The organism is Nitrosomonas europaea, assembly GCF_900167395.1.
Taxonomy (GTDB): Bacteria; Pseudomonadota; Gammaproteobacteria; order Burkholderiales; family Nitrosomonadaceae; genus Nitrosomonas; species Nitrosomonas europaea.
Genome location: NZ_FUWK01000019.1, coordinates 12081 through 30855 on the forward strand (window position 1 = coordinate 12081; position 18775 = coordinate 30855).

The 18775-nt window shown below is 49.1% G+C and carries 16 protein-coding genes; 8 read left to right on the plus strand and 8 right to left on the minus strand.

The genetic code is table 11. The annotated features are described in order from the left end of the window. The first annotated feature begins 6 nt into the window (after window positions 1-6). Window positions 7-3204: a carbamoyl-phosphate synthase large subunit gene (carB, locus tag B5D58_RS07170; RefSeq protein WP_011112218.1), complete on the plus strand. Its 3198-nt coding sequence runs from the start codon at window positions 7-9 to the stop codon at window positions 3202-3204. 179 nt (window positions 3205-3383) lie between these two features. Further along, window positions 3384-3860, plus strand: coding sequence for a transcription elongation factor GreA (gene greA, locus B5D58_RS07175; protein ID WP_041356798.1), 477 nt, complete (start codon window positions 3384-3386; stop codon window positions 3858-3860). A 3-nt stretch (window positions 3861-3863) separates the two neighbouring features. Here the strand turns inward: greA and B5D58_RS07180 are convergent, their stop codons facing one another. Beyond that, window positions 3864-4844 carry a L,D-transpeptidase family protein gene (locus tag B5D58_RS07180; RefSeq protein WP_011112216.1) on the minus strand — a complete coding sequence of 327 codons (981 nt, stop codon included), beginning with the start codon at window positions 4842-4844 and terminating at the stop codon, window positions 3864-3866. Between the two features lie 409 nt (window positions 4845-5253). Between B5D58_RS07180 and B5D58_RS07185 the strand changes: the two genes are divergently transcribed. From B5D58_RS07185 to B5D58_RS07210, 6 genes are all read left to right on the plus strand, one after another. Then, on the plus strand, window positions 5254-7065 hold the full coding sequence (locus tag B5D58_RS07185) for a fatty acyl-AMP ligase (protein ID WP_234989031.1): 1812 nt from the start codon (window positions 5254-5256) through the stop codon (window positions 7063-7065). A 78-nt stretch (window positions 7066-7143) separates the two neighbouring features. Continuing rightward, on the plus strand, window positions 7144-8064 hold the full coding sequence (locus B5D58_RS07190; RefSeq protein WP_011112214.1) for an NAD-dependent epimerase/dehydratase family protein: 921 nt from the start codon (window positions 7144-7146) through the stop codon (window positions 8062-8064). Between the two features lie 144 nt (window positions 8065-8208). Then, window positions 8209-8466: an acyl carrier protein gene (locus B5D58_RS07195; protein WP_041356797.1), complete on the plus strand. Its 258-nt coding sequence runs from the start codon at window positions 8209-8211 to the stop codon at window positions 8464-8466. Next, the gene (gene spt / locus B5D58_RS07200) at window positions 8463-9647 is read left to right on the plus strand and encodes a serine palmitoyltransferase (protein ID WP_011112212.1); all 1185 of its coding nucleotides are present in this window, start codon (window positions 8463-8465) and stop codon (window positions 9645-9647) included. The genes B5D58_RS07195 and spt overlap by 4 nt, the downstream gene beginning before the upstream one ends. A gap of 67 nt (window positions 9648-9714) precedes the next feature. Next, entirely contained in the window at window positions 9715-10479 is a 765-nt protein-coding gene (gene pgeF / locus B5D58_RS07205; RefSeq protein WP_011112211.1) for a peptidoglycan editing factor PgeF, read from the plus strand. 192 nt (window positions 10480-10671) lie between these two features. Continuing rightward, on the plus strand, window positions 10672-11466 hold the full coding sequence (locus B5D58_RS07210; protein ID WP_011112210.1) for a ZIP family metal transporter: 795 nt from the start codon (window positions 10672-10674) through the stop codon (window positions 11464-11466). Here the strand turns inward: B5D58_RS07210 and B5D58_RS07215 are convergent. From B5D58_RS07215 to fabD, 7 genes are all read right to left on the minus strand, one after another. Further along, window positions 11420-14098, minus strand: a complete 2679-nt coding sequence (locus B5D58_RS07215; RefSeq protein WP_011112209.1) for a glycosyltransferase family 39 protein — start codon at window positions 14096-14098, stop codon at window positions 11420-11422. The genes B5D58_RS07210 and B5D58_RS07215 overlap by 47 nt on opposite strands. Before the next feature lie 90 nt (window positions 14099-14188). Next, the gene (gene mltG / locus B5D58_RS07220; RefSeq protein ID WP_011112208.1) at window positions 14189-15220 is read right to left on the minus strand and encodes an endolytic transglycosylase MltG; all 1032 of its coding nucleotides are present in this window, start codon (window positions 15218-15220) and stop codon (window positions 14189-14191) included. A gap of 127 nt (window positions 15221-15347) precedes the next feature. Then, window positions 15348-16589 (minus strand): beta-ketoacyl-ACP synthase II, encoded by a 1242-nt coding sequence (fabF, locus tag B5D58_RS07225; protein WP_011112207.1) that lies wholly within the window; start codon window positions 16587-16589, stop codon window positions 15348-15350. Between the two features lie 33 nt (window positions 16590-16622). After that, window positions 16623-16862: an acyl carrier protein gene (acpP, locus tag B5D58_RS07230; RefSeq protein ID WP_086935149.1), complete on the minus strand. Its 240-nt coding sequence runs from the start codon at window positions 16860-16862 to the stop codon at window positions 16623-16625. Then, window positions 16855-17028, minus strand: a complete 174-nt coding sequence (locus tag B5D58_RS13880) for a hypothetical protein (protein ID WP_158297467.1) — start codon at window positions 17026-17028, stop codon at window positions 16855-16857. Before B5D58_RS13880 ends, acpP begins: the two co-directional genes overlap by 8 nt. A 7-nt stretch (window positions 17029-17035) precedes the next feature. Then, a complete protein-coding gene (gene fabG, locus B5D58_RS07240) occupies window positions 17036-17779 on the minus strand; it encodes a 3-oxoacyl-ACP reductase FabG (RefSeq protein ID WP_011112205.1) in 744 nt (247 codons plus the stop codon). Window positions 17780-17834: 55 nt separating this feature from the next. Further along, on the minus strand, window positions 17835-18773 hold the full coding sequence (gene fabD / locus B5D58_RS07245) for an ACP S-malonyltransferase (protein WP_011112204.1): 939 nt from the start codon (window positions 18771-18773) through the stop codon (window positions 17835-17837). Window positions 18774-18775 lie beyond the last annotated feature (2 nt).

The window sequence follows — 18775 nt, forward strand, 5'->3', positions numbered from 1 at the left end:
GTCATCATGCCAAAGCGTACCGACCTGAAATCTATCCTCATCATTGGCGCCGGGCCGATTGTCATCGGCCAGGCATGTGAATTCGATTATTCTGGTGTGCAGGCTTGCCGGGCACTGCGGGAGGAAGGTTATCGCGTCATTCTGATCAATTCCAATCCGGCGACGATCATGACCGACCCGGAGCTGACGGATGCCACCTATATAGAACCGATTACCTGGCAGGCAGTTGAAAAAATAATCGAGATCGAACGGCCGGATGCATTGCTGCCGACCATGGGTGGACAAACTGCACTCAATTGTGCCCTGGATCTGGTTCGGCATGGCGTACTGGAGAAATACGGTGTAGTGCTGATCGGCGCTTCCCGTGAGGCTATCGACAAGGCTGAGGACCGCGAGAAGTTCAAGCAGGCAATGACACGTATCGGCCTGCAATCAGCGCGTTCCGCCATGGCACACAGTATGGAAGAAGCAATGCAGGCTCAGGCAATGATCGGCTACCCGGCCATTATCCGGCCTTCTTTCACGCTCGGAGGCAGCGGAGGCGGGATTGCCTATAACCGGGAAGAGTTCATCGAGATCTGTGAGCGAGGCCTGGAAGCCTCACCTACCCGGGAGTTGTTGATCGAGGAATCGGTCATTGGCTGGAAAGAGTATGAGATGGAGGTTATCCGCGACAAACAGGATAATTGCATCATTGTCTGTGCCATCGAAAACGTCGACCCCATGGGAGTTCATACGGGAGATTCGATTACGGTTGCGCCTGCCCAGACGCTGACGGACAAGGAGTACCAGCGTATGCGTGATGCGTCGATCGCGGTACTGCGGGAAATCGGGGTGGAAACAGGCGGCTCCAACGTACAGTTTGCTATTAATCCCGAGAACGGGAACATGCTCGTGATCGAAATGAATCCACGGGTGTCACGTTCTTCTGCACTGGCTTCGAAAGCAACAGGCTTCCCGATTGCCAAGGTTGCTGCCAAACTGGCAATCGGTTATACGCTCAATGAACTGGGCAACGATATTGCGGGTGGTATCATCCCGGCTTCGTTTGAGCCGACTATCGACTACGTCGTAACCAAAGTACCTCGCTTCGCATTCGAGAAATTCCCTCAGGCAAACGATCGTTTGACTACACAGATGAAATCAGTAGGCGAGGTCATGGCGATTGGACGCACCTTCCAGGAATCGCTGCAAAAGGCATTGCGCGGGCTGGAAAGCGGCGTGGATGGTCTGGACGAAAAGACCACGGATATCGAAATCATCAAGGCCGAGTTGGGTCATCCCGGGCCTGAGCGTTTGTGGTATATCGCTGATGCATTCCGTTGCAATATCCCTTTTGATGAAATTCACGCGCTTACTCGGATTGATTCATGGTTTCTGGTTCAGATTGAAGATCTGATCAGGCAGGAGCAAGCTCTTTCAGAGAGACGGCTGGAAATACTGGATCGGCGTGAGTTATACCATTTGAAACGTTGTGGTTTTTCAGATCAGCGTTTGGCTGCACTGCTTGGTACCAGTCAGGATAAGGTGCGCGCCAGACGGCATGAGCAGGGGGTGCGCCCGGTTTATAAGCGGGTGGATACCTGTGCAGCTGAATTTGATACGCATACGGCGTATATGTACTCGACTTATGAGGAAGAATGCGAGTCGCGTCCGACTGATAACAAGAAGATCATGGTGCTGGGAGGCGGGCCTAATCGCATCGGCCAGGGGATCGAATTCGATTACTGTTGTGTACATGCTGCTCTGGCGCTGCGTGAAGACGGGTATGAGACGATCATGGTCAACTGTAATCCTGAAACAGTCTCGACTGATTACGATGTTTCTGATCGATTGTACTTTGAGCCCCTTACGCTCGAAGATGTTCTGGAAATTGCAGCCGTAGAGAAACCGGCTGGTGTTATCGTACAATACGGCGGGCAGACTCCGCTAAAGCTGGCGCGTGCGCTGGAGACCAATGGTGTGCCCATCATTGGCACCAGTCCGGATATGATCGATTGTGCCGAGGATCGTGAACGTTTTCAGGCCATGCTGCAGGGGTTGGGCCTTAAACAACCTTCCAATTTTACGGCACGTACTGCAGAAACAGCGTTGGCTGCAGCCGATAAAATCGGTTACCCGCTTGTCGTCAGACCAAGTTATGTGCTGGGTGGCCGTGCCATGGAAATTGTACATGAGGCGCGTGATCTGGAGCGCTATATCCAGGAAGCCGTGAAGGTGTCCAATGATTCTCCCGTGCTGCTGGATCATTACCTGAATAATGCGATCGAAGTGGACGTTGATGCCATTTCTGACGGGAAAGCCGTACTGATCGGTGGAATCATGGAGCATATCGAGCAGGCCGGGGTTCACTCCGGTGATTCCGCTTGTTCATTGCCTCCTTTTAGTCTTTCCGCTTCCTTGCAGGAGGAATTGCGTCGGCAGACCGAGGCCATGGCGTATGCGCTGAATGTTAACGGTTTGATGAATATTCAGTTCGCCATTCAGGATGACACTGTCTATGTACTGGAGGTTAATCCCAGAGCATCGCGTACTGCCCCTTTCGTTTCCAAAGCAACCGGTTTGCAACTGGCTAAAATCGCAGCTCGCTGCATGGTAGGCCGGACACTGGCTGATCAAGGTGTCACCAAAGAAGTTTATCCTTCTCATTTTTCGGTAAAAGAGGCTGTTTTCCCGTTTGCTAAGTTCTCCGGTGTGGATACCATCCTTGGGCCGGAGATGAAATCAACCGGTGAGGTGATGGGAGTGGGTAAAAATTTCGCTGAAGCATTTGTCAAATCACAGCTTGCAGCAGGCGTTCAATTGCCGGTATCGGGTAATGTACTGATCAGTGTAAGAGACAGTGATAAACTGGAAGCCGTTTCAATCGCTATCAAGCTGGTTGAACTGGGGTTTTCACTTTATGCTACGCGTGGTACGGCTCGAACTCTGCAGCAGGCTGGATTGCCGGTTATTGCTGTAAATAAGGTGGCTGAAGGCCGGCCGCATATCGTGGATATGATCAAGAATGGAGAGATTGTCTTGATCATCAATACAGTTGCCAATAAACGTAGTGCTGTGCGTGATTCTTATTCGATCCGGCGTGTGGCTTTGCAGGCCAGGATAACTTATTACACAACAATTGCCGGTGCGCGTGCTGCCTGTGCCGGTATGGCCAGTCGCCAGGAATTGCAGGTTTACCGTTTGCAAAATCTTGCCATCTAGGCAACAATAATCTTCCCTCCCAAGCTTGATGAACTTCCAATCTGGAGAGATTGGTATTTGTTTACGAGCTCTTTTTAGCCAGACAGTCAACTATCGTGCATCATTCGAATGATGCGTTGAGTGTCTGTTGTTTGATGAATATTGTTTTATTGTTTTTCCATGGAAAGAGAAATCAAGTTATGAATGCCATTCCCATTACCCAAGCTGGTGCAGAGAAATTGCGCGCAGAGTTGCATGAGATGAAAACGGTCCATCGCCCTGCTGTCATTGCCGCCATTGCGGAAGCACGTTCCCACGGTGACCTGTCTGAGAATGCCGAATATGATGCTGCAAAAGAAAGGCAAGGGTTCATAGAGGGACGTATTGCAGAATTGGAGAGTAAACTGTCCAACGCACAGATTATCAATCCCGCAACGCTGAATGCAGATGGTGCGTGCGTATTCGGTGCCACTATCGATCTGATGGATCTGGGCAATAATACAACCGTGACTTATCAGATCGTAGGGGATGATGAAGCCGACATCAAACAGGGTAAAATTTCTATCAGTTCACCCATTGCCCGGGCATTGATTGGCAAATATGCGGGGGATATAGCTGAAGTTCAGGCACCTGGTGGTGTTCGAGAATACGAAATTCTGGATGTTAAATATATCTGAGAGCTAATTTTCCAGATTCTCCGAAATCAGGGTCGGAATGCCATTTCTGGCCCGAATTGCCGATTCCAGTGCTTCAGGGCTGATTCTGGTATTCCTTGTCATTCTTCCATCAGGATCTTTGGCTGTTTTTTCAAGGAATTCTGCAATTGCACTATGAACTTTTTGCTCATAGTCATAGGGTGTGGTGTCATCTTCTTCCAGTGGCGGGTGAAGTTCGATGAATAAAAGGTTTTCCTGCCACCCCAGCTTGACAGGCTGGTTGACGATTTGTACTGGTGTACCTGTAGGTACAAGATTGAACAGTTCTTCGATATCTTCAGGGTACAGACGCATGCAGCCGTGCGTGACACGCATGCCTACACCAAATGGCTTATTGGTACTGTGGATGAGATAGCCAGGCAGACCGAGATACAGCGCATATCGTCCAAGAGGGTTATCCGGGCCAGGCGGAACGACATCCGACAGTGGAGGTTTACCCTCTGCTATTGCCTCAGCTTTGAGAGATTGGGGCGGTGTCCACGTCGGGTCTTTTTGTTTTCTGACAATGGTAGTTCTGCCTAGTGGTGTATTCCAATCCATTCTGCCGATACTGACAGGATGAGTAATGATCTCCGGCTTTTGTCCCTTTGCTGGTTTGGGAAAATAATAGAGCCGCATTTCCGGCAGATTGATGACAAGGCCGATTCGTTCAGCCTGCGGGATTATAAAACGCAGTGGCAATACAACCTCGGCTCCATCTTCAGGCAGCCAGCGGTTTGTATTGGGGTTGGCCAGCACCATTTCATCCTGGCCGATACCATAGTGGCGTGCCACATCAAGTAGCGTTTCTTCGCGGCTGGCGGTTACTGTTTGCATCTGGCCGAAGATATCAATGTCATCGGGCGGACGTACCCAACTCCCGGCATAAACATGGACCACTGCTGGTAATGTCGTAAACAGCAGTAATAAACTGATTCCAAGCTTTTGCTTATCTTTATGCCTCATTTCATATCGTGTTGTGAACAATTTATAATGCCGATGATTTTATCCGGCATGAAATTCAAAAGCTAATGATTTTAGCTTTTTACAGACGAAGTAGCGGTATTGTTGCGAGCAAGAATCATTATCGAAGGCTAATTGTGTTTGGTGTTTTTTTATGATTGTTGCTATAAAACAACAGAAAGTAATGTTTTCTTGACAGTTAAGGGGCCCTCCTATAAGCTCGCAGCCCATATATACCATGGAATAGAGACTACGCATTTGTCGGAAGCGTAAGGTTCTCAGACTGTGAATTATTGGTTGATTGGTTGCTGCTTATAAACAGGTTGAGTGATCACAGTATCCGTTCAGTCCATTCAGTAAATTGGCCAGAAAATATTTCTAGGGGAAGATTTTGAGTTCGACAATAGCCAAGTTGGGCGTTCCGCCAGTACAAAAAAGTAATTCCCTGTCTTCCAGAATAGATGTCGTTGTGCCAACGCCTACAGTTAATTCATCGCCTCAGAAAAGAGCGGATTTTACAACTTTGGTGGAGTCGCTCGAGTATGCTGCACAAGGGGAAACTGGGTACAATTTCTACGATTCGAGAGGTAATCTAAAATCTGTACTTGCATACAAAGACTTGTGTGCCAACTCGAAAATAATCGCAAGACGGTTATCCGGTCTTGGATTGGCGCGTAACAGTCGGGTTGCTCTGATTGCCGATACTACTCCGGAGTTCATCGAGCTGTTTTTTGCATGCCGGTTTGCAGGCCTTGTTCCATTTGCGATGCCGGTACCTGTAAATCTTGGCAGTCGTGCAATCTATGTACAGCAACTGAGAGGTATGCTTGAGAGCAGTAAGGCAAGCGTTGCAGTCGCCAATCTTGATTTCGTTGAATTTCTCAATGAGGCGGTTGGCAGTCTGGTAAGTAGCGAACTTAAATGGAGCGGTACACCTGAACAGCTTGATTTGCTGCCGGAAGCTGACGTAGTGTTTTCCCCCAATACACCAGATGAAACCGCCTATCTGCAATTTACTTCCGGCAGCACTCGTTTGCCAAGAGGGGTGGTCATTACCGAGCGAGCTTTGATGACCAACTTGCGCGGTATCGTTTGCAATGGTCTTGATGTTCGGCTGGGTGACCGATGCGCTTCATGGCTTCCTTTTTATCATGATATGGGCTTGGTTGGTCTGGTATTGGCCCCTTTGGCGGCCCAATTATCTGTAGATTATCTGGCAACCCGGGATTTTGCAGTCCGCCCCCTGCAGTGGCTTAAGTTAATCAGTCGTAATCGCTGCACTATTGCTTTCAGCCAACCATTTGGTCTCAAGTTATGTACGCTGCGTGCCCGTGAATCAGATTTGGCTGATCTGGATTTGAGCTGCTGGCGAGCGGCCGGTGTCGGTGCTGAGATGATCCGAATGGATACATTGAAAAGCTTTGCAGCTAAATTTGCTGCTGCGGGTTTCGATGAGCGTGCTTTTCTACCATGCTACGGGTTGGCTGAATCGACCCTTGCCGTCTCTTTCCCTGATATCAGCCGGGGAGCAAGGAGTTTGCGTGTGGATGCCAGAACCCTGATCGAGAAAAAGATTGCGGTGAGAGTCCAGGCAGAGGGTAGAAAATATAATGAATTCGTGAATTGTGGTCGCCCATTACCAGGCCATGAGGTCAGAATAGTCGATGACACGGATCATGAGGTCCCTCACATGACGGTGGGAAGTATTCTAGTCAGGGGGGGGAGTGTAATGAACGGGTATTTCAACAACGCAGAAGAGACCGCGAGAGCGATCAGACCGGATGGTTGGTTGGATACGGGTGATATTGGCTTTCTGTTCGAGGATGATTTATATATTACAGGCCGGCGAACGGATGTCATTATCGTCAATGGTAGAAATATACGAGCTCAGGATGTGGAAGAGCTGGCTGAACAACAGCCGGAAGTAAGGGCACGTGAAGCTTCTGCATTTGGAATCAGTAATGAGGATGGTTCGACATCGGTTGTGCTGGTTGTTGAATGCAGACTCGCATCGGCAGTAGACCGGCAATCGCTTATCAATAGACTTCAGCAGATGGTATATATGGCATTCGGGGTAAGCTGTCTGGTTGAGTTAGTACCGCCGCATACATTGCCCCGGACATCTTCAGGAAAGTTGTCACGCTTTGCAGCACGTCAGGGATTCCTGCGGCGCGCAAATCTGGAACAGCCCACTGCAGCAACGACTATTCATACCGCTGGCTGATAACATAGTTTCCATCGGTAAGGCCAGATCTTCGCACGAGAAGGAGATGGAAGTTCCTTCTCATGTTCAGTACGCTTCATGTTTAGAACTGTCGCATTAACGGGCGCCACAGGGTTTATCGGCCGAGTTCTTATCGCCAAGCTGGCAGCGTCCGGATGGAAGGTTCGTGCGTTGGCCAGGCGAGTACCTTTCAGACAGGATCTTCCACTCGTAGAATGGATTTGTGGAGATATGAATTGTGACAGTGTATTGTGTGACCTCGTTTCTGGTACCGAAGCGGTTATACACTGTGCAGGAGCAATCAGAGGAAAATCCTGGGATGATTTTTCCCGAACCAACGTGACTGGAACAAGAAATATATTAAGAGCTGCTTCCGGAGCACCTTCCTGTTCAAGATTCCTATTTATTTCTTCACTGGCTGCGCGTGAACCCCATCTCTCCTGGTATGCACGGAGTAAATTCGAGGCTGAGCAGCTGATCCCGGGATTCTCCGGACTGGCATCGACTGTATTCAGGCCGGCAGCGGTTTACGGTCTGGGTGACAAAGCGATGCAGCCATTTTTTCAGGCGATGCGCTATGGTATTCTCCTCGTGCCGGGAGATCCTGGTAACCGTTTCGGCCTGATACATGTGGACGATATGGTTGCTGCCATTCATAACTGGCTCGAGGCCGGGCAGCCTGTGAAGGGTACTTATGAAATAGATGATGGAACATCAGGCGGATATGACTATACGTCCATCGCTGCGCTTGCTGAACAAGTTCTGAGCAGGCCGGTGCATTGTCTCCAGATACCTTTGGGCGGTATACGTATGCTAGCCCGTTTTAATTTATGGCTGGCGCATCTCCTGAATTATGCTCCGATACTGACACCGGGCAAAGTGATGGAATTTCAGCATCCAGACTGGACGTGCGATATTTCTTCTCTGAAGAGAGAACTGGCTGGCTGGTCTCCGGTAACTAAACTGGAAACGGTGTTGCCCCTGCTTGTCAGAATGTAACGGATATTTATTCTTGAAGCATTCCAAATGTTCGTCGACAATATATTGCTTTCGCGGGTATCACTTCTGTTTTGATACCGGGTATTTTCATATTCCCTGATCCGGGAATGATTTGTCGATATGAACTGTTCAGGGATTGATCTCATGTCTGAAGTAACTCAAGAGCAAATTACAGCACTGCTTTGCCAGCGCCTGGCAAATTTTACGGAGATTGAAACGGAAGTATCTCCGGAAACGAACCTCATCACGCATTTAGCGATTGATTCGGTCAAACTGTTGAATCTAGTGATGGAAATCGAGGATCAGTTTGATATATCCGTTCCACTGAACACACTCGTAGATGTTCTGACGGTACAGGACCTCGCCAATCTGATCTACAAAATAAAATCATTATCACAATGAGTCTGCTGGAAAAACTTGATGCAGCCGCAGCGGCAAGGAAAGCACAATTACCCGAAGGTATTGGGGCTTTTGGCATTCCTATAGAAGAATCCTACTCGGCAACCGAAGCAAGAATCGGCAAACGTCGTGTATTGATGCTGGGAACCAACAATTACCTCGGGCTCAGTTTCGCACCAGAATGCAGAGAAGCCGCTCATCAGGCCATTGATCAGGAAGGTACCGGTACCACCGGTTCGCGCATGGCCAATGGCAATTACTATGGTCATCGAGCACTGGAGCGTGAGTTTGCAGAATTTTATAAATATCGTGAATGTATTGTTTTTACAACAGGTTATCAGGCTAATTTAGGAACGATTTCTGGATTGGTAGGGGCGGGTGATATCGTGCTGATCGACGGGGATGCCCATGCCAGTATTTATGATGGCTGTATTTTGAGTGGGGCGGATATCATTCGCTTCCGGCATAACGATCCGGCTGATCTTGAAAAACGGCTTCGTCGGTTGGGTGATCGCAGTCGAAATACACTGATCATTATCGAGGGTATTTACAGCATGCTAGGAGATCAGGCTCCTTTGGCTGAGATTGTGCAAATAAAAAATACCTATCAGAGCACTTTACTGCTTGATGAAGCTCATTCACTCGGTGTTCTGGGAGAAACCGGTCAGGGGTTAGTGGAGAAAACCGGGATGAATGATGAGATCGACTTCATAACTGGAACTTTCAGTAAGAGTTTATGTGGTATCGGTGGTTTTTGTGTCAGCAATCACCCTCAGCTTGACCAGCTCCGGTATGTAAGCCATCCCTATATATTCACTGCTTCTCCTTCACCGGCAACTATTGCTTCCACACGTGCTGCTTTGAAACTGTTGCAAGAGGGGCGTTTATTACGTGAACGTTTGTGGCAGAATGCTCATCGGCTTTATTCCAGCCTTGAAAAGAGCGGATATCGTCTCGGTCCGCAACCCGGCCCCATCGTGGCCATCTTGCTTGATAATCCCAGGCAGGCACTTACACTGTGGAATGGACTGATGGAGCATGATATTTATGTGAATCTGGTATTGCCCCCTGCTGCACCGGAAGGAAAGTCACTGGTGCGTTGTAGCATCAATGCAGCCCATACGACTGAACAGATTGATCAGGTGTGTGATGTTTTTTCTAAACTGCATCCTATCGTAGCGTAAGTGAGCAGATGTGGTTACCACTAGGCTTACGCTCATAAGAGTCGCTGGATGATAAAGGTTCTTACCTGTGATTGACTGGATTGTGCCAGATTGGCCTGCTCCTGCGAATGTTGACGCCATATTTACTACCCGGAATATTGGGGCTGCTGAGAACAGGGGAATTTATGCCGGTCTGAATTTGGCAAGCCATGTCGATGATGATCCGCTGATTGTTCAACAAAACCGTAACCAACTGCGTCAATATCTGCCTGACCATCCTCGCTGGCTGACACAGGTCCATGGTTCACAGCCAGTCTGGGTGGATTCCAGTAATGAAACACTTGAACTTGAAGCCGATGCCGCGATGAGCCGTCGCCCTGGTGTGGTGTGTGCGGTTCTGGTGGCAGATTGTTTGCCGGTTTTATTGTGTGATATGGCTGGCAGTGTCGTGGGTGTTGCCCACGCGGGCTGGCGCGGACTGGCCGGAGGTGTTATCGAAAATACGGTCAGAGAGTTACGCAGGTTCAGTAGTAGCGATCGGATAATTGCATGGCTGGGCCCGGCAATCAGCTCACGGCACTTTGAAGTCGGAGACGAAGTGCGAGAGGTGTTTACTCAGTACGATCACCGGGCAGCATGTGCGTTCTTGCCTGGCAAGGAGGCTGGAAAATGGTATGCAAATCTCTTTGATCTGGCGCGTCAGAGGCTATCTCATGCCGGGGTAAATCAGGTTTATGGTGGTGATTTATGTACGTTCAGCAATCCTGAACAATTTTATTCCTATCGCCGTGATGGAAAAACAGGAAGAATGGCTGGTTTGTTATGGATGACGCAGCCTGCGGGTATGCAGTGACTGCGCCGTTAATGTCTGCCGGCTGAGTACGATAAATAATACTCCCTTCCCCATTGCCTTCCTTGATGTAATTCAGTTCAGCTGGAAATCGTTATTAACCTCTTATCTTATCCTTTCCTGTTTGTACTGCGATCCGTAAGTAATCATGTGTGTAATTTCTGTCTGTTTCTGATTATCCTGGGTACGTAACTTATGCCAGTATTAGCCTGGATCATTTTTGCCAGCCTAGCCAGTGGTTTACTGAGTATTGGACTGGCAGCACTATTTGCCCTGAATGTCCACAGTAATAAGTGGATTTCTGTATTAATTTCCTACGCGATCGGCGCACTTCTTGGTGCAGCATTTCTGAATGCATTGCCTGAGGCACTTGAGCTCACAGAGTCTCCCAAGCAACTGACGTTGATCCTGCTGCTTGGTATTCTTATTTTCTTTATTCTGGAAAAGCTTTTGTTATGGCGCCATTGTCATTTATCGGAATGTGAGGCGCATGAACCCGCTATACAGATAAAGTCATCAGATGTCCACGATCATGGTCGCAGTGGCATGATGATCGTGTTGGGTGACACCTTTCATAATTTTGTAGATGGTATCCTGATTGCAACGGCTTTTATGGCGGATATTCAACTCGGAATCGTTACGGCCATTGCCATTACTGCACACGAAATTCCGCAGGAGGCAGGAGATTTCATCATTTTGCTCAATTCGGGTTTTACCCGGGCGCGTGCCCTCTGGCTCAATCTGTTATCAGGTGCGGCGACACTGTTTGGCGGGTTGCTGGGTTATTTCATGCTATACCAGCTGGATCACATGATAGCGCCCATACTCGCTATTGCTGCGGCAAGCATGATATACGTAGCGATGTCCGATCTGATCCCCAGTCTGCATAAACGGCCGGAAATCAGAGCGACCATTCAGCAGGTCACACTCATCATCTTGGGAATCAGTACGATATGGCTGATAGGGTTGTTCTTTGGTCATAACCATTGAACCTGACAATCTCAGGTGAATATTGCCTGGTTCTTGCATCGGCTGGCGCTGGTTGTGGGTTGAAGTTGCCACGATATCCTGCAGCCACCCTGTAATAAAGTGTCCGCAATAAAACGCCATCGTGTCGATAGATGGAGCGAGAATGTATCTTTCCCAGATTGATTAACCCGTTCTCAAAATTTCCCGTTGCATTACTGGATTCCAATGCCTGCTGTTTCATCCCGATCAGTAGTATCGGTTGATCAGAAGGAGGTTCGACACGATTCCAGAAGCTGTACATGGCGGCGTGTTGACCAAACAGGTTGCGTGACCGGATATCCAGGGCAGGCGTGTCCTTATAAAATGCAAGTGCACTGGCGGTCGACCACTTACTCATTCCGATCACGATTGGCATTTCTCCCGTTGTTTGCCTGATTTCATCAGCAATTTTCTCGACTTCTGCTGTAGCTTCTTTCCAGAAATAATGCTCGCTCAGGAACTGGTAAGGTAATCCTGGTATTCCCAGTGTGACGTAATGCAGGATGAAGGCATAAGTCAGTAATGACAGGACGATCATCGGTTGCCAGGCAGCACGAAGTCGCGCAGAGAGGCCCATGGGCACATCATTCTGGCCGATCATCCAGGCCATGGTAGGTATCAGTGCCAGCCAGAGGGGGCTGGTCCAGTGAAAACGCAGAGGATCGAAAGTGCTGATTGCCAGAAAAACCAGTAAGGGAACCCCGGTGAATATGCCGATGAAGAGATATTTTCGGGGAGCCTGACAGTAACTCAGGGAAATGGATCGTAACGCAAATACAGCAGCAATCAGTCCAACCGGGGTAAGTACGGTTGCAATCTGGAGTATCAATAGATGTGTGGCAAACGTATGTTGTGTATTCCCGACTCTGCCAGTCTGGAACAGGAAGGAAGCCCAGTCATTTTCCATGTTCCAGATAATTACCGGACTGAACAGGATCAGTGCAATCAATATAGCGAGATAAGGGTGAGGACGGAGCAACCAACGGCGCGCAACAGGATCCAGGACAGCATAAATCAATGCGGCGATGCCAAGCAGACCAAGCGTATATTTGGATAAAATCCCCAGCCCGAAAGCAATGCCGACTCCAAGCCATGCCTGGCTCTGATTGGCAAGCAAGGCGCGTTCCATGTAATAGAGTGTGGCAGCCCAGGCTGCAATCAGTGGAGCATCCGGTGTCATTGCCAGCCCTGTTGCAAAACCGAATGGTACGATGGCAAACAGCAGTACCGAACGCATGGCAGTGGGTTTGTCGTAAAGGTTACGCGCAAGCGCGAATACATAAGCCATTGCAATCAATCCACACAGGAAAGCACCGATTCTGACTCCGAACTCATTATGGCCAGCCAGCGTGGTTCCCAGCCAGATCAACCAGGCAACCATCGGGGGGTGATCGAAAAAGCTCAGATCTATGTGTTGTGCATACTGCCAGTAATAGGCTTCATCAGGTATCAGTTGCGCTACATCCATGTAGGCCAGGCGTAACAGGATGACAAAACAGACGATCCCCACAGAGGCAACGCGCCACCGTGTGTCAGTGGAAACGGGGGGCTCTGTCCGAGGGAATACATAAAAAGCAGAGCCGAGGTAGTTCACCATTGCTGTTGTCAGGATGGCAGGGAAAATTGCCCATTCAGCAGATATACCCCAGGTATAGACCAGCCAGGCCAGGATAGCGCCTCTCAGAAGCAGTGCAAATACACCAACTGTCAGGAAACGGATGAATTGCTGCCAATGCAGATGACCCGCGTGATGCAGCCGGAACGACCATTTTGAATTTATGGTGTAGTTGAAGCTGGCGGCAGCAATGAAACTGGAAATATGTGCCGAAGCCAGGCTGGCTCCGTGCCCGGTCATCCACTGAAAAATCAGGACGTCGACGAAGACTCCCAGAAATCCGACAATGGCAAAGCGGCTGGCTGTGTGGAATGAGACGGTTCCTCCCGCCAGGGTGATGAGTTGCAGTAAATAAACAAGATGGTGGGTGAGGGAAAGTTTGGAATTGCCATGCAGCCGATCGCGGAAACTGATGGGTATTTCCTTTACACGCAACCGGCCTTGTCCGGTCATCAGCAATTCCAGCAGGATCTTGTAGCCGCGAGCATTTTTTGTGATGTTTCCGATCAATTCCCGCCGGAAAGCAAAAAAACCGGAAGTTGCATCATTTACATCGCAAATGATGCGTGCGAGCCAGCCACCGGCTCGTGACAGCCAGAGCCGGTAAAAGGGCCAGCCAACAGTATTGCCGCCAGCGATATACCGACTGCCGATGGTGATGTCATGGGTACCATCCAGTATCGGCTGGATCAGTGCGGCCAGTTTGTCCGGCGGGTGGCTCAGATCAGCATCCATGACGGCAATGACTTCATACCTGGCGACCGCTGTTCCATCGAGAATGGAAGCGGTCAGATCAGGTTGTGCGCGCCTCTCGATCAGACGCACGTTATGCGTGTTTTGCCATTGTCTGACTTTGTCAGGCGTGCCGTCAGTAGAACCATCGTCCACGATAATGACTTCGAACTGGCTTCCCAGAGTATCAAGAGAAAAAATGCCTGATAACAGCGGATCGATATTTTCAGCTTCGTTCAGGGTGGGAATAATGAGTGAAAATGACATGTTAAGCTCAGGTTGCTCCCCGAAGCCCTGGTGATCAGGAATTGGGGCGTTTTCTCCAGGATGAACAGTGTATTGGCAGGAGGTTCGCTGTTAATGGACAGAATGCTTTATGGATGATTTCTGATATTTCAGGACGGCACGATTATGCTCTTCAAGTGTGGATGAGAAGTGGGAAGTTCCGTCACCTCTGGCAACAAAATAAAGTTCATCAGTAATTGCAGGATTAAAGGCTGCCCGGATGGAAGCCAGGCCTGGCATGGCAATGGGAGTGGGCGGCAGGCCGAAGCGAGTATAAGTATTATATTCATGGTCGGTTTGAAGATCGATCTTGCGCAGGTTTCCATCAAATTTGTTACCCATCCCGTAGATTACAGTCGGGTCAGTCTGGAGTTTCATATTGTGACGCAGACGGTTGATGAATACACCGGCAATCTGGGTGCGCTCATTATCTGCTCCGGTTTCTTTTTCTATGATCGAAGCCAGAATCAGGCCATCATACTGATCTTTTAACGGGAGAAATTCCTGTCGTGCAAGCCACACTGTTTCGAGGTGCTGCTGCATGGCCTGGTAGGCACGTTTCAGAATGGTCAGATCACTGCTGTTTCGGGTAAAGAAGTAAGTATCCGGGAAGAAAAGACCTTCAGCATGAGATTCTTTTGCTCCGATTGCGCGCAGTAATTCTGAGTCGTTGAGTTTGTCGGAGTCATGCCGGAGAGCAGGATGTTCGTCCAGAGCTTTTCTGAATTGAGAAAAGGTCCATCCTTCAAGAAAGGTGATCGCATATTGCCTGACCTTTCCCCGGGTGAGATATTTCAGCAGGTCTAACGGTGACAGCTTCTCGGTAAGCTGATAATCCCCAGCCTTGAGTGATGCGTTGTATCCGGTGATATGGGCAAGCAATATGAAAGACCATTCATTGGAAAGGATACCTGCTTCGGCCAATTGTCCGGCAATACGGTGTAACCCACTTCCGGGCTCAATTGAAAATTCACTGGGTACTGCAGGGAGATTCAACGGAGTTGTAGCCAGTCGATAGAACCATACTGAAAACAGCGTACTGCCAACCAGAATGACAATAAGAACGAAACTGGTGAGTTTCAGAAAACGTGTTGATTTAGGCATGTCAGCACACTCGGATGTTCGCTCAACTGGTTATGCCTTTACACCCCGGAGAAAGCATAACCAGTCATCCCAATCTGGAATTCGATTATTTCCAAATAACATATTCCGAAAATTCCGGAAATGATATTCAGATTTTTCTGAAGACTAGTGTGCCATTAGTTCCGCCAAACCCGAACGAGTTCGACAGAGCTGCATCAATTTTCATTTCTCTGGCATTGTTGGGCACATAATCCAGATCGCATGCAGGATCCGGGTCATCGAGATTGATAGTGGGAGGGGCAATCTGGTGATAAACAGCCAAAGCAGAAAAAATTGCCTCTACACCTCCTGCAGCACCCAATAAATGCCCGGTCATCGATTTGGTGGAGCTGACTGCCAGATCTTTTGCATGTTCACCAAAGCAGCGCTTGACTGCAATCGTTTCTGCAATATCTCCCAATGGAGTCGATGTTCCGTGTGCATTGATGTAATGAAGCTCATCAGCGTGCATTTGCGCATCAGACAATGCATTTGTCATGCAACGGGCTGCGCCTTCTCCATCTTCACAGGGTGCAGTCATGTGATGAGCATCTGCACTCATACCGAATCCGGCCAGTTCCGCATAAATCTTTGCACCACGTTTTCTGGCATGCTCCATCTCTTCCAGAACGAGAATACCTGCTCCTTCTCCCAGAACGAATCCATCTCTTTTGAGATCCCATGGTCGACTTGCTGCCGCCGGGTCATCATTGTTCGATGACAAGGCACGTGCTGAAGCAAATCCACCGACAGCAAGTGGTGTAACACATGATTCCGTACCCCCGCAGACCATGATATCAGCATCGCCATATTCGATCATTCTGGCAGAACTGCCTATACAGTGCGTGGCAGTTGTACAGGCAGTAACGATGGCAAGATTGGGCCCTTTGTACCCGAACATGATAGACAGATTACCGGCTACCATGTTGATGATGGTACTAGGGATGAAGAAGGGGGAGATTTTCCGGGGGCCGCCAGCATGATAGGCAGCATCGGTATTTTCAATCATGGGCAGGCCGCCGATCCCGGAGCCGATGTTCACACCAATACGATCTGCGTTGAACCCGCTTACATCACTGATGCCGGCATCTCTGATAGCTTGGATGGCAGCCGCCATTCCGTACTGGATAAATATATCCATACGGCGCGCTTCTTTGGCGGAGAGGTACTCTGTTATGTCGAATCCGTTGACTTCTCCTGCAATTTTCGAGGAAAAGTCTGATGCATCGAAGCGCGTGATTCGTGTAATACCGGATTTTCCGGCAATGACGTTTTCCCATGCTTCAGAAACCGTATTGCCGACGGGTGAAATTATGCCTAACCCGGTAATGGCTACTTTACGTTTGGACAAAACGACTCCAATGAATCATTGAAAAAACTGTTTTTACTGAGCTGCGTTGGCTGCTACGAAATCGATCGCTTCCTGAACCGTATTGATTTTTTCAGCTTGCTCATCAGGAATTTCGCATTCGAACTCTTCTTCGAGCGCCATGACCAGCTCAACAGTATCCAGTGAATCTGCACCCAGATCGCTGACAAAGGAAGATTCATTTTTGACATCTGATTCGTTGACGCCCAATTGCTCGGCTACGATTTTTTTGATGCGCTGCTCTATTTCAGTAATTTCCATTGATACACCCATCCTTTTCAGGTAAAGAAACTCTCACAAGTTTAACAAATTTCAAACTACCGGCAATACCTGCCCAGTTCTGCAAGTAAAGCACTTTGTGTTGCTGCAAAAAATATTGAACCTTTCCCGGTTTTGAGAGGGCCTGGATAAAAATGTCCATAACCCGCTCACTCCATATACATTCCGCCATTGACGTGAAGTGTGGCTCCAGTGATATAGTCTGCTGCCGGAGAAGCCAGAAAAACGACAGCCGCAGCGACATCTTCAGGGCGCCCGAATCTTCCGAGAGGGATATGCTGAATCAGTGATTGTTGTTGATCTGGCGAAAGAGAACGGGTCATATCGGTATCGATAAAGCCTGGAGCTACACAGTTCACAGTGATGTTTCTGCTGCCAATTTCTTTTGCGAGTGACTTGCTGAAACCGATCATCCCAGCCTTGGCCGCTGCATAGTTGGTTTGTCCAGGATTTCCGGTTGCGCCCACTACTGATGAGATATTGATGATCCGACCGCTGCGTGCTTTCATCATGGTGCGCAGTACGGCACGACTGAGACAGAACACGGATTTCAAATCGGTCTGGATAACGTTATCCCATTCATCGTCCTTCATGCGGGCCAGCAGGTTGTCTCGTGTGATACCGGCGTTGTTGATCAGTATTGCAACATCTCCCAGTGATTGTTGTATGGTCTCAATACCACTCTTGATATGCTCGATGTTGCTGACATCCATGATCAGCCCCATCCCCGAAATGCGAGCTTCGCTGAGATACTGACTGATATGGCCGGCTCCAGTTTCGGAAGTGGCGGTTCCGATGACGGTAGCGCCATGCTTTCCCAGCTCAAGTGCGATAGCTTTGCCGATTCCACGGCTTGCGCCCGTTACCAGTGCGATTTTATGTTCCAGTAGCATCCGAGAATTTGTGAGTAATTGGAATGACTATTTCTGATGGTATATTGCCGACGTATTATTTCAACGTTTCTACCGTTTTGAGAAGTGAGCCGGAATCGGTCAGCGCGATATTTTCCAGATTCTTATCGATGCGCCGGTTCAGTCCGGACAGCACCTTACCCGGACCGCATTCCACGACATATTTTACATTCTGTGCCGCGATGGCCTGAATGGTCTCTGTCCAGCGAACCGGACGATAGAGCTGGCGCACAAGTATCTCACGAATGGAAGCGGTTTCAGAATGTTGCTGGACGTCAGCATTATGCAAAATAGGAATGCGGGGAGGTTGCAGCGCAATTTCTTCCAGTAGAAGAGCAAACTTTTCTGCTGCCGATTGCATGAGCGAGCAGTGTGAAGGAATACTCATTGGCAGTATGACCGCCAGCTTTGCTCCTTTTGATTTTGCGAGCACTACTGCTCGGGCAACTGCCTGGGAATGGCCGGCAATCACCACCTGGCCGGGCGCATTGAAATTTGCCGGTTCAAGCGATGTATCTGGCATCGCATTTATTACTTCGGTGCATACTGAAGAGACGATATCATCATCTAGTCCGACAATAGCTGCCATGCCTCCGGTTCCTTCGGGAACGGTTTCCTGCATGACTTTTGCACGATAACGAACCAGTTTCAGGGCATCAGTAAAAGTGAGTACTTCAGCTGCAACCAGCGCAGCGTATTCACCAAGACTGTGGCCGGCCAGATAATGCGGCTCAATTCCCCCTGCCTGTTGCCACGCCCGGTAAATGGATACATCTGCAGCCAGCATGACAGGCTGGGTATTGGTAGTGAGATTCAGACTGTCTTCAGGTCCGTTACTGACCAGCGACCATAGATCCTGTTGCAGGATATCCGATGCCTCATTGAAAGTTCCACGTACCGATGGCAGCTCGGAATAGCTATTCATCATACCAACTGACTGAGATCCCTGTCCGGGAAAAACGAAAGCGGCTTTCATAT

Coding starts and splice junctions, on each gene's coding strand:
- fabD (WP_011112204.1), bottom strand. CDS start 18,773: ATGAAAGCCGCTTTCGTTTTTCCCGGACAGGGATCTCAGTCAGTTGGT.
- B5D58_RS13880 (WP_158297467.1), bottom strand. CDS start 17,028: ATGGACATTTTTATCCAGGCCCTCTCAAAACCGGGAAAGGTTCAATAT.
- greA (WP_041356798.1), top strand. CDS start 3,384: ATGAATGCCATTCCCATTACCCAAGCTGGTGCAGAGAAATTGCGCGCA.
- B5D58_RS07180 (WP_011112216.1), bottom strand. CDS start 4,844: ATGAGGCATAAAGATAAGCAAAAGCTTGGAATCAGTTTATTACTGCTG.
- carB (WP_011112218.1), top strand. CDS start 7: ATGCCAAAGCGTACCGACCTGAAATCTATCCTCATCATTGGCGCCGGG.
- mltG (WP_011112208.1), bottom strand. CDS start 15,220: ATGCCTAAATCAACACGTTTTCTGAAACTCACCAGTTTCGTTCTTATT.
- fabG (WP_011112205.1), bottom strand. CDS start 17,779: ATGCTACTGGAACATAAAATCGCACTGGTAACGGGCGCAAGCCGTGGA.
- B5D58_RS07215 (WP_011112209.1), bottom strand. CDS start 14,098: ATGTCATTTTCACTCATTATTCCCACCCTGAACGAAGCTGAAAATATC.
- B5D58_RS07210 (WP_011112210.1), top strand. CDS start 10,672: ATGCCAGTATTAGCCTGGATCATTTTTGCCAGCCTAGCCAGTGGTTTA.
- B5D58_RS07190 (WP_011112214.1), top strand. CDS start 7,144: ATGTTTAGAACTGTCGCATTAACGGGCGCCACAGGGTTTATCGGCCGA.
- B5D58_RS07195 (WP_041356797.1), top strand. CDS start 8,209: ATGTCTGAAGTAACTCAAGAGCAAATTACAGCACTGCTTTGCCAGCGC.
- spt (WP_011112212.1), top strand. CDS start 8,463: ATGAGTCTGCTGGAAAAACTTGATGCAGCCGCAGCGGCAAGGAAAGCA.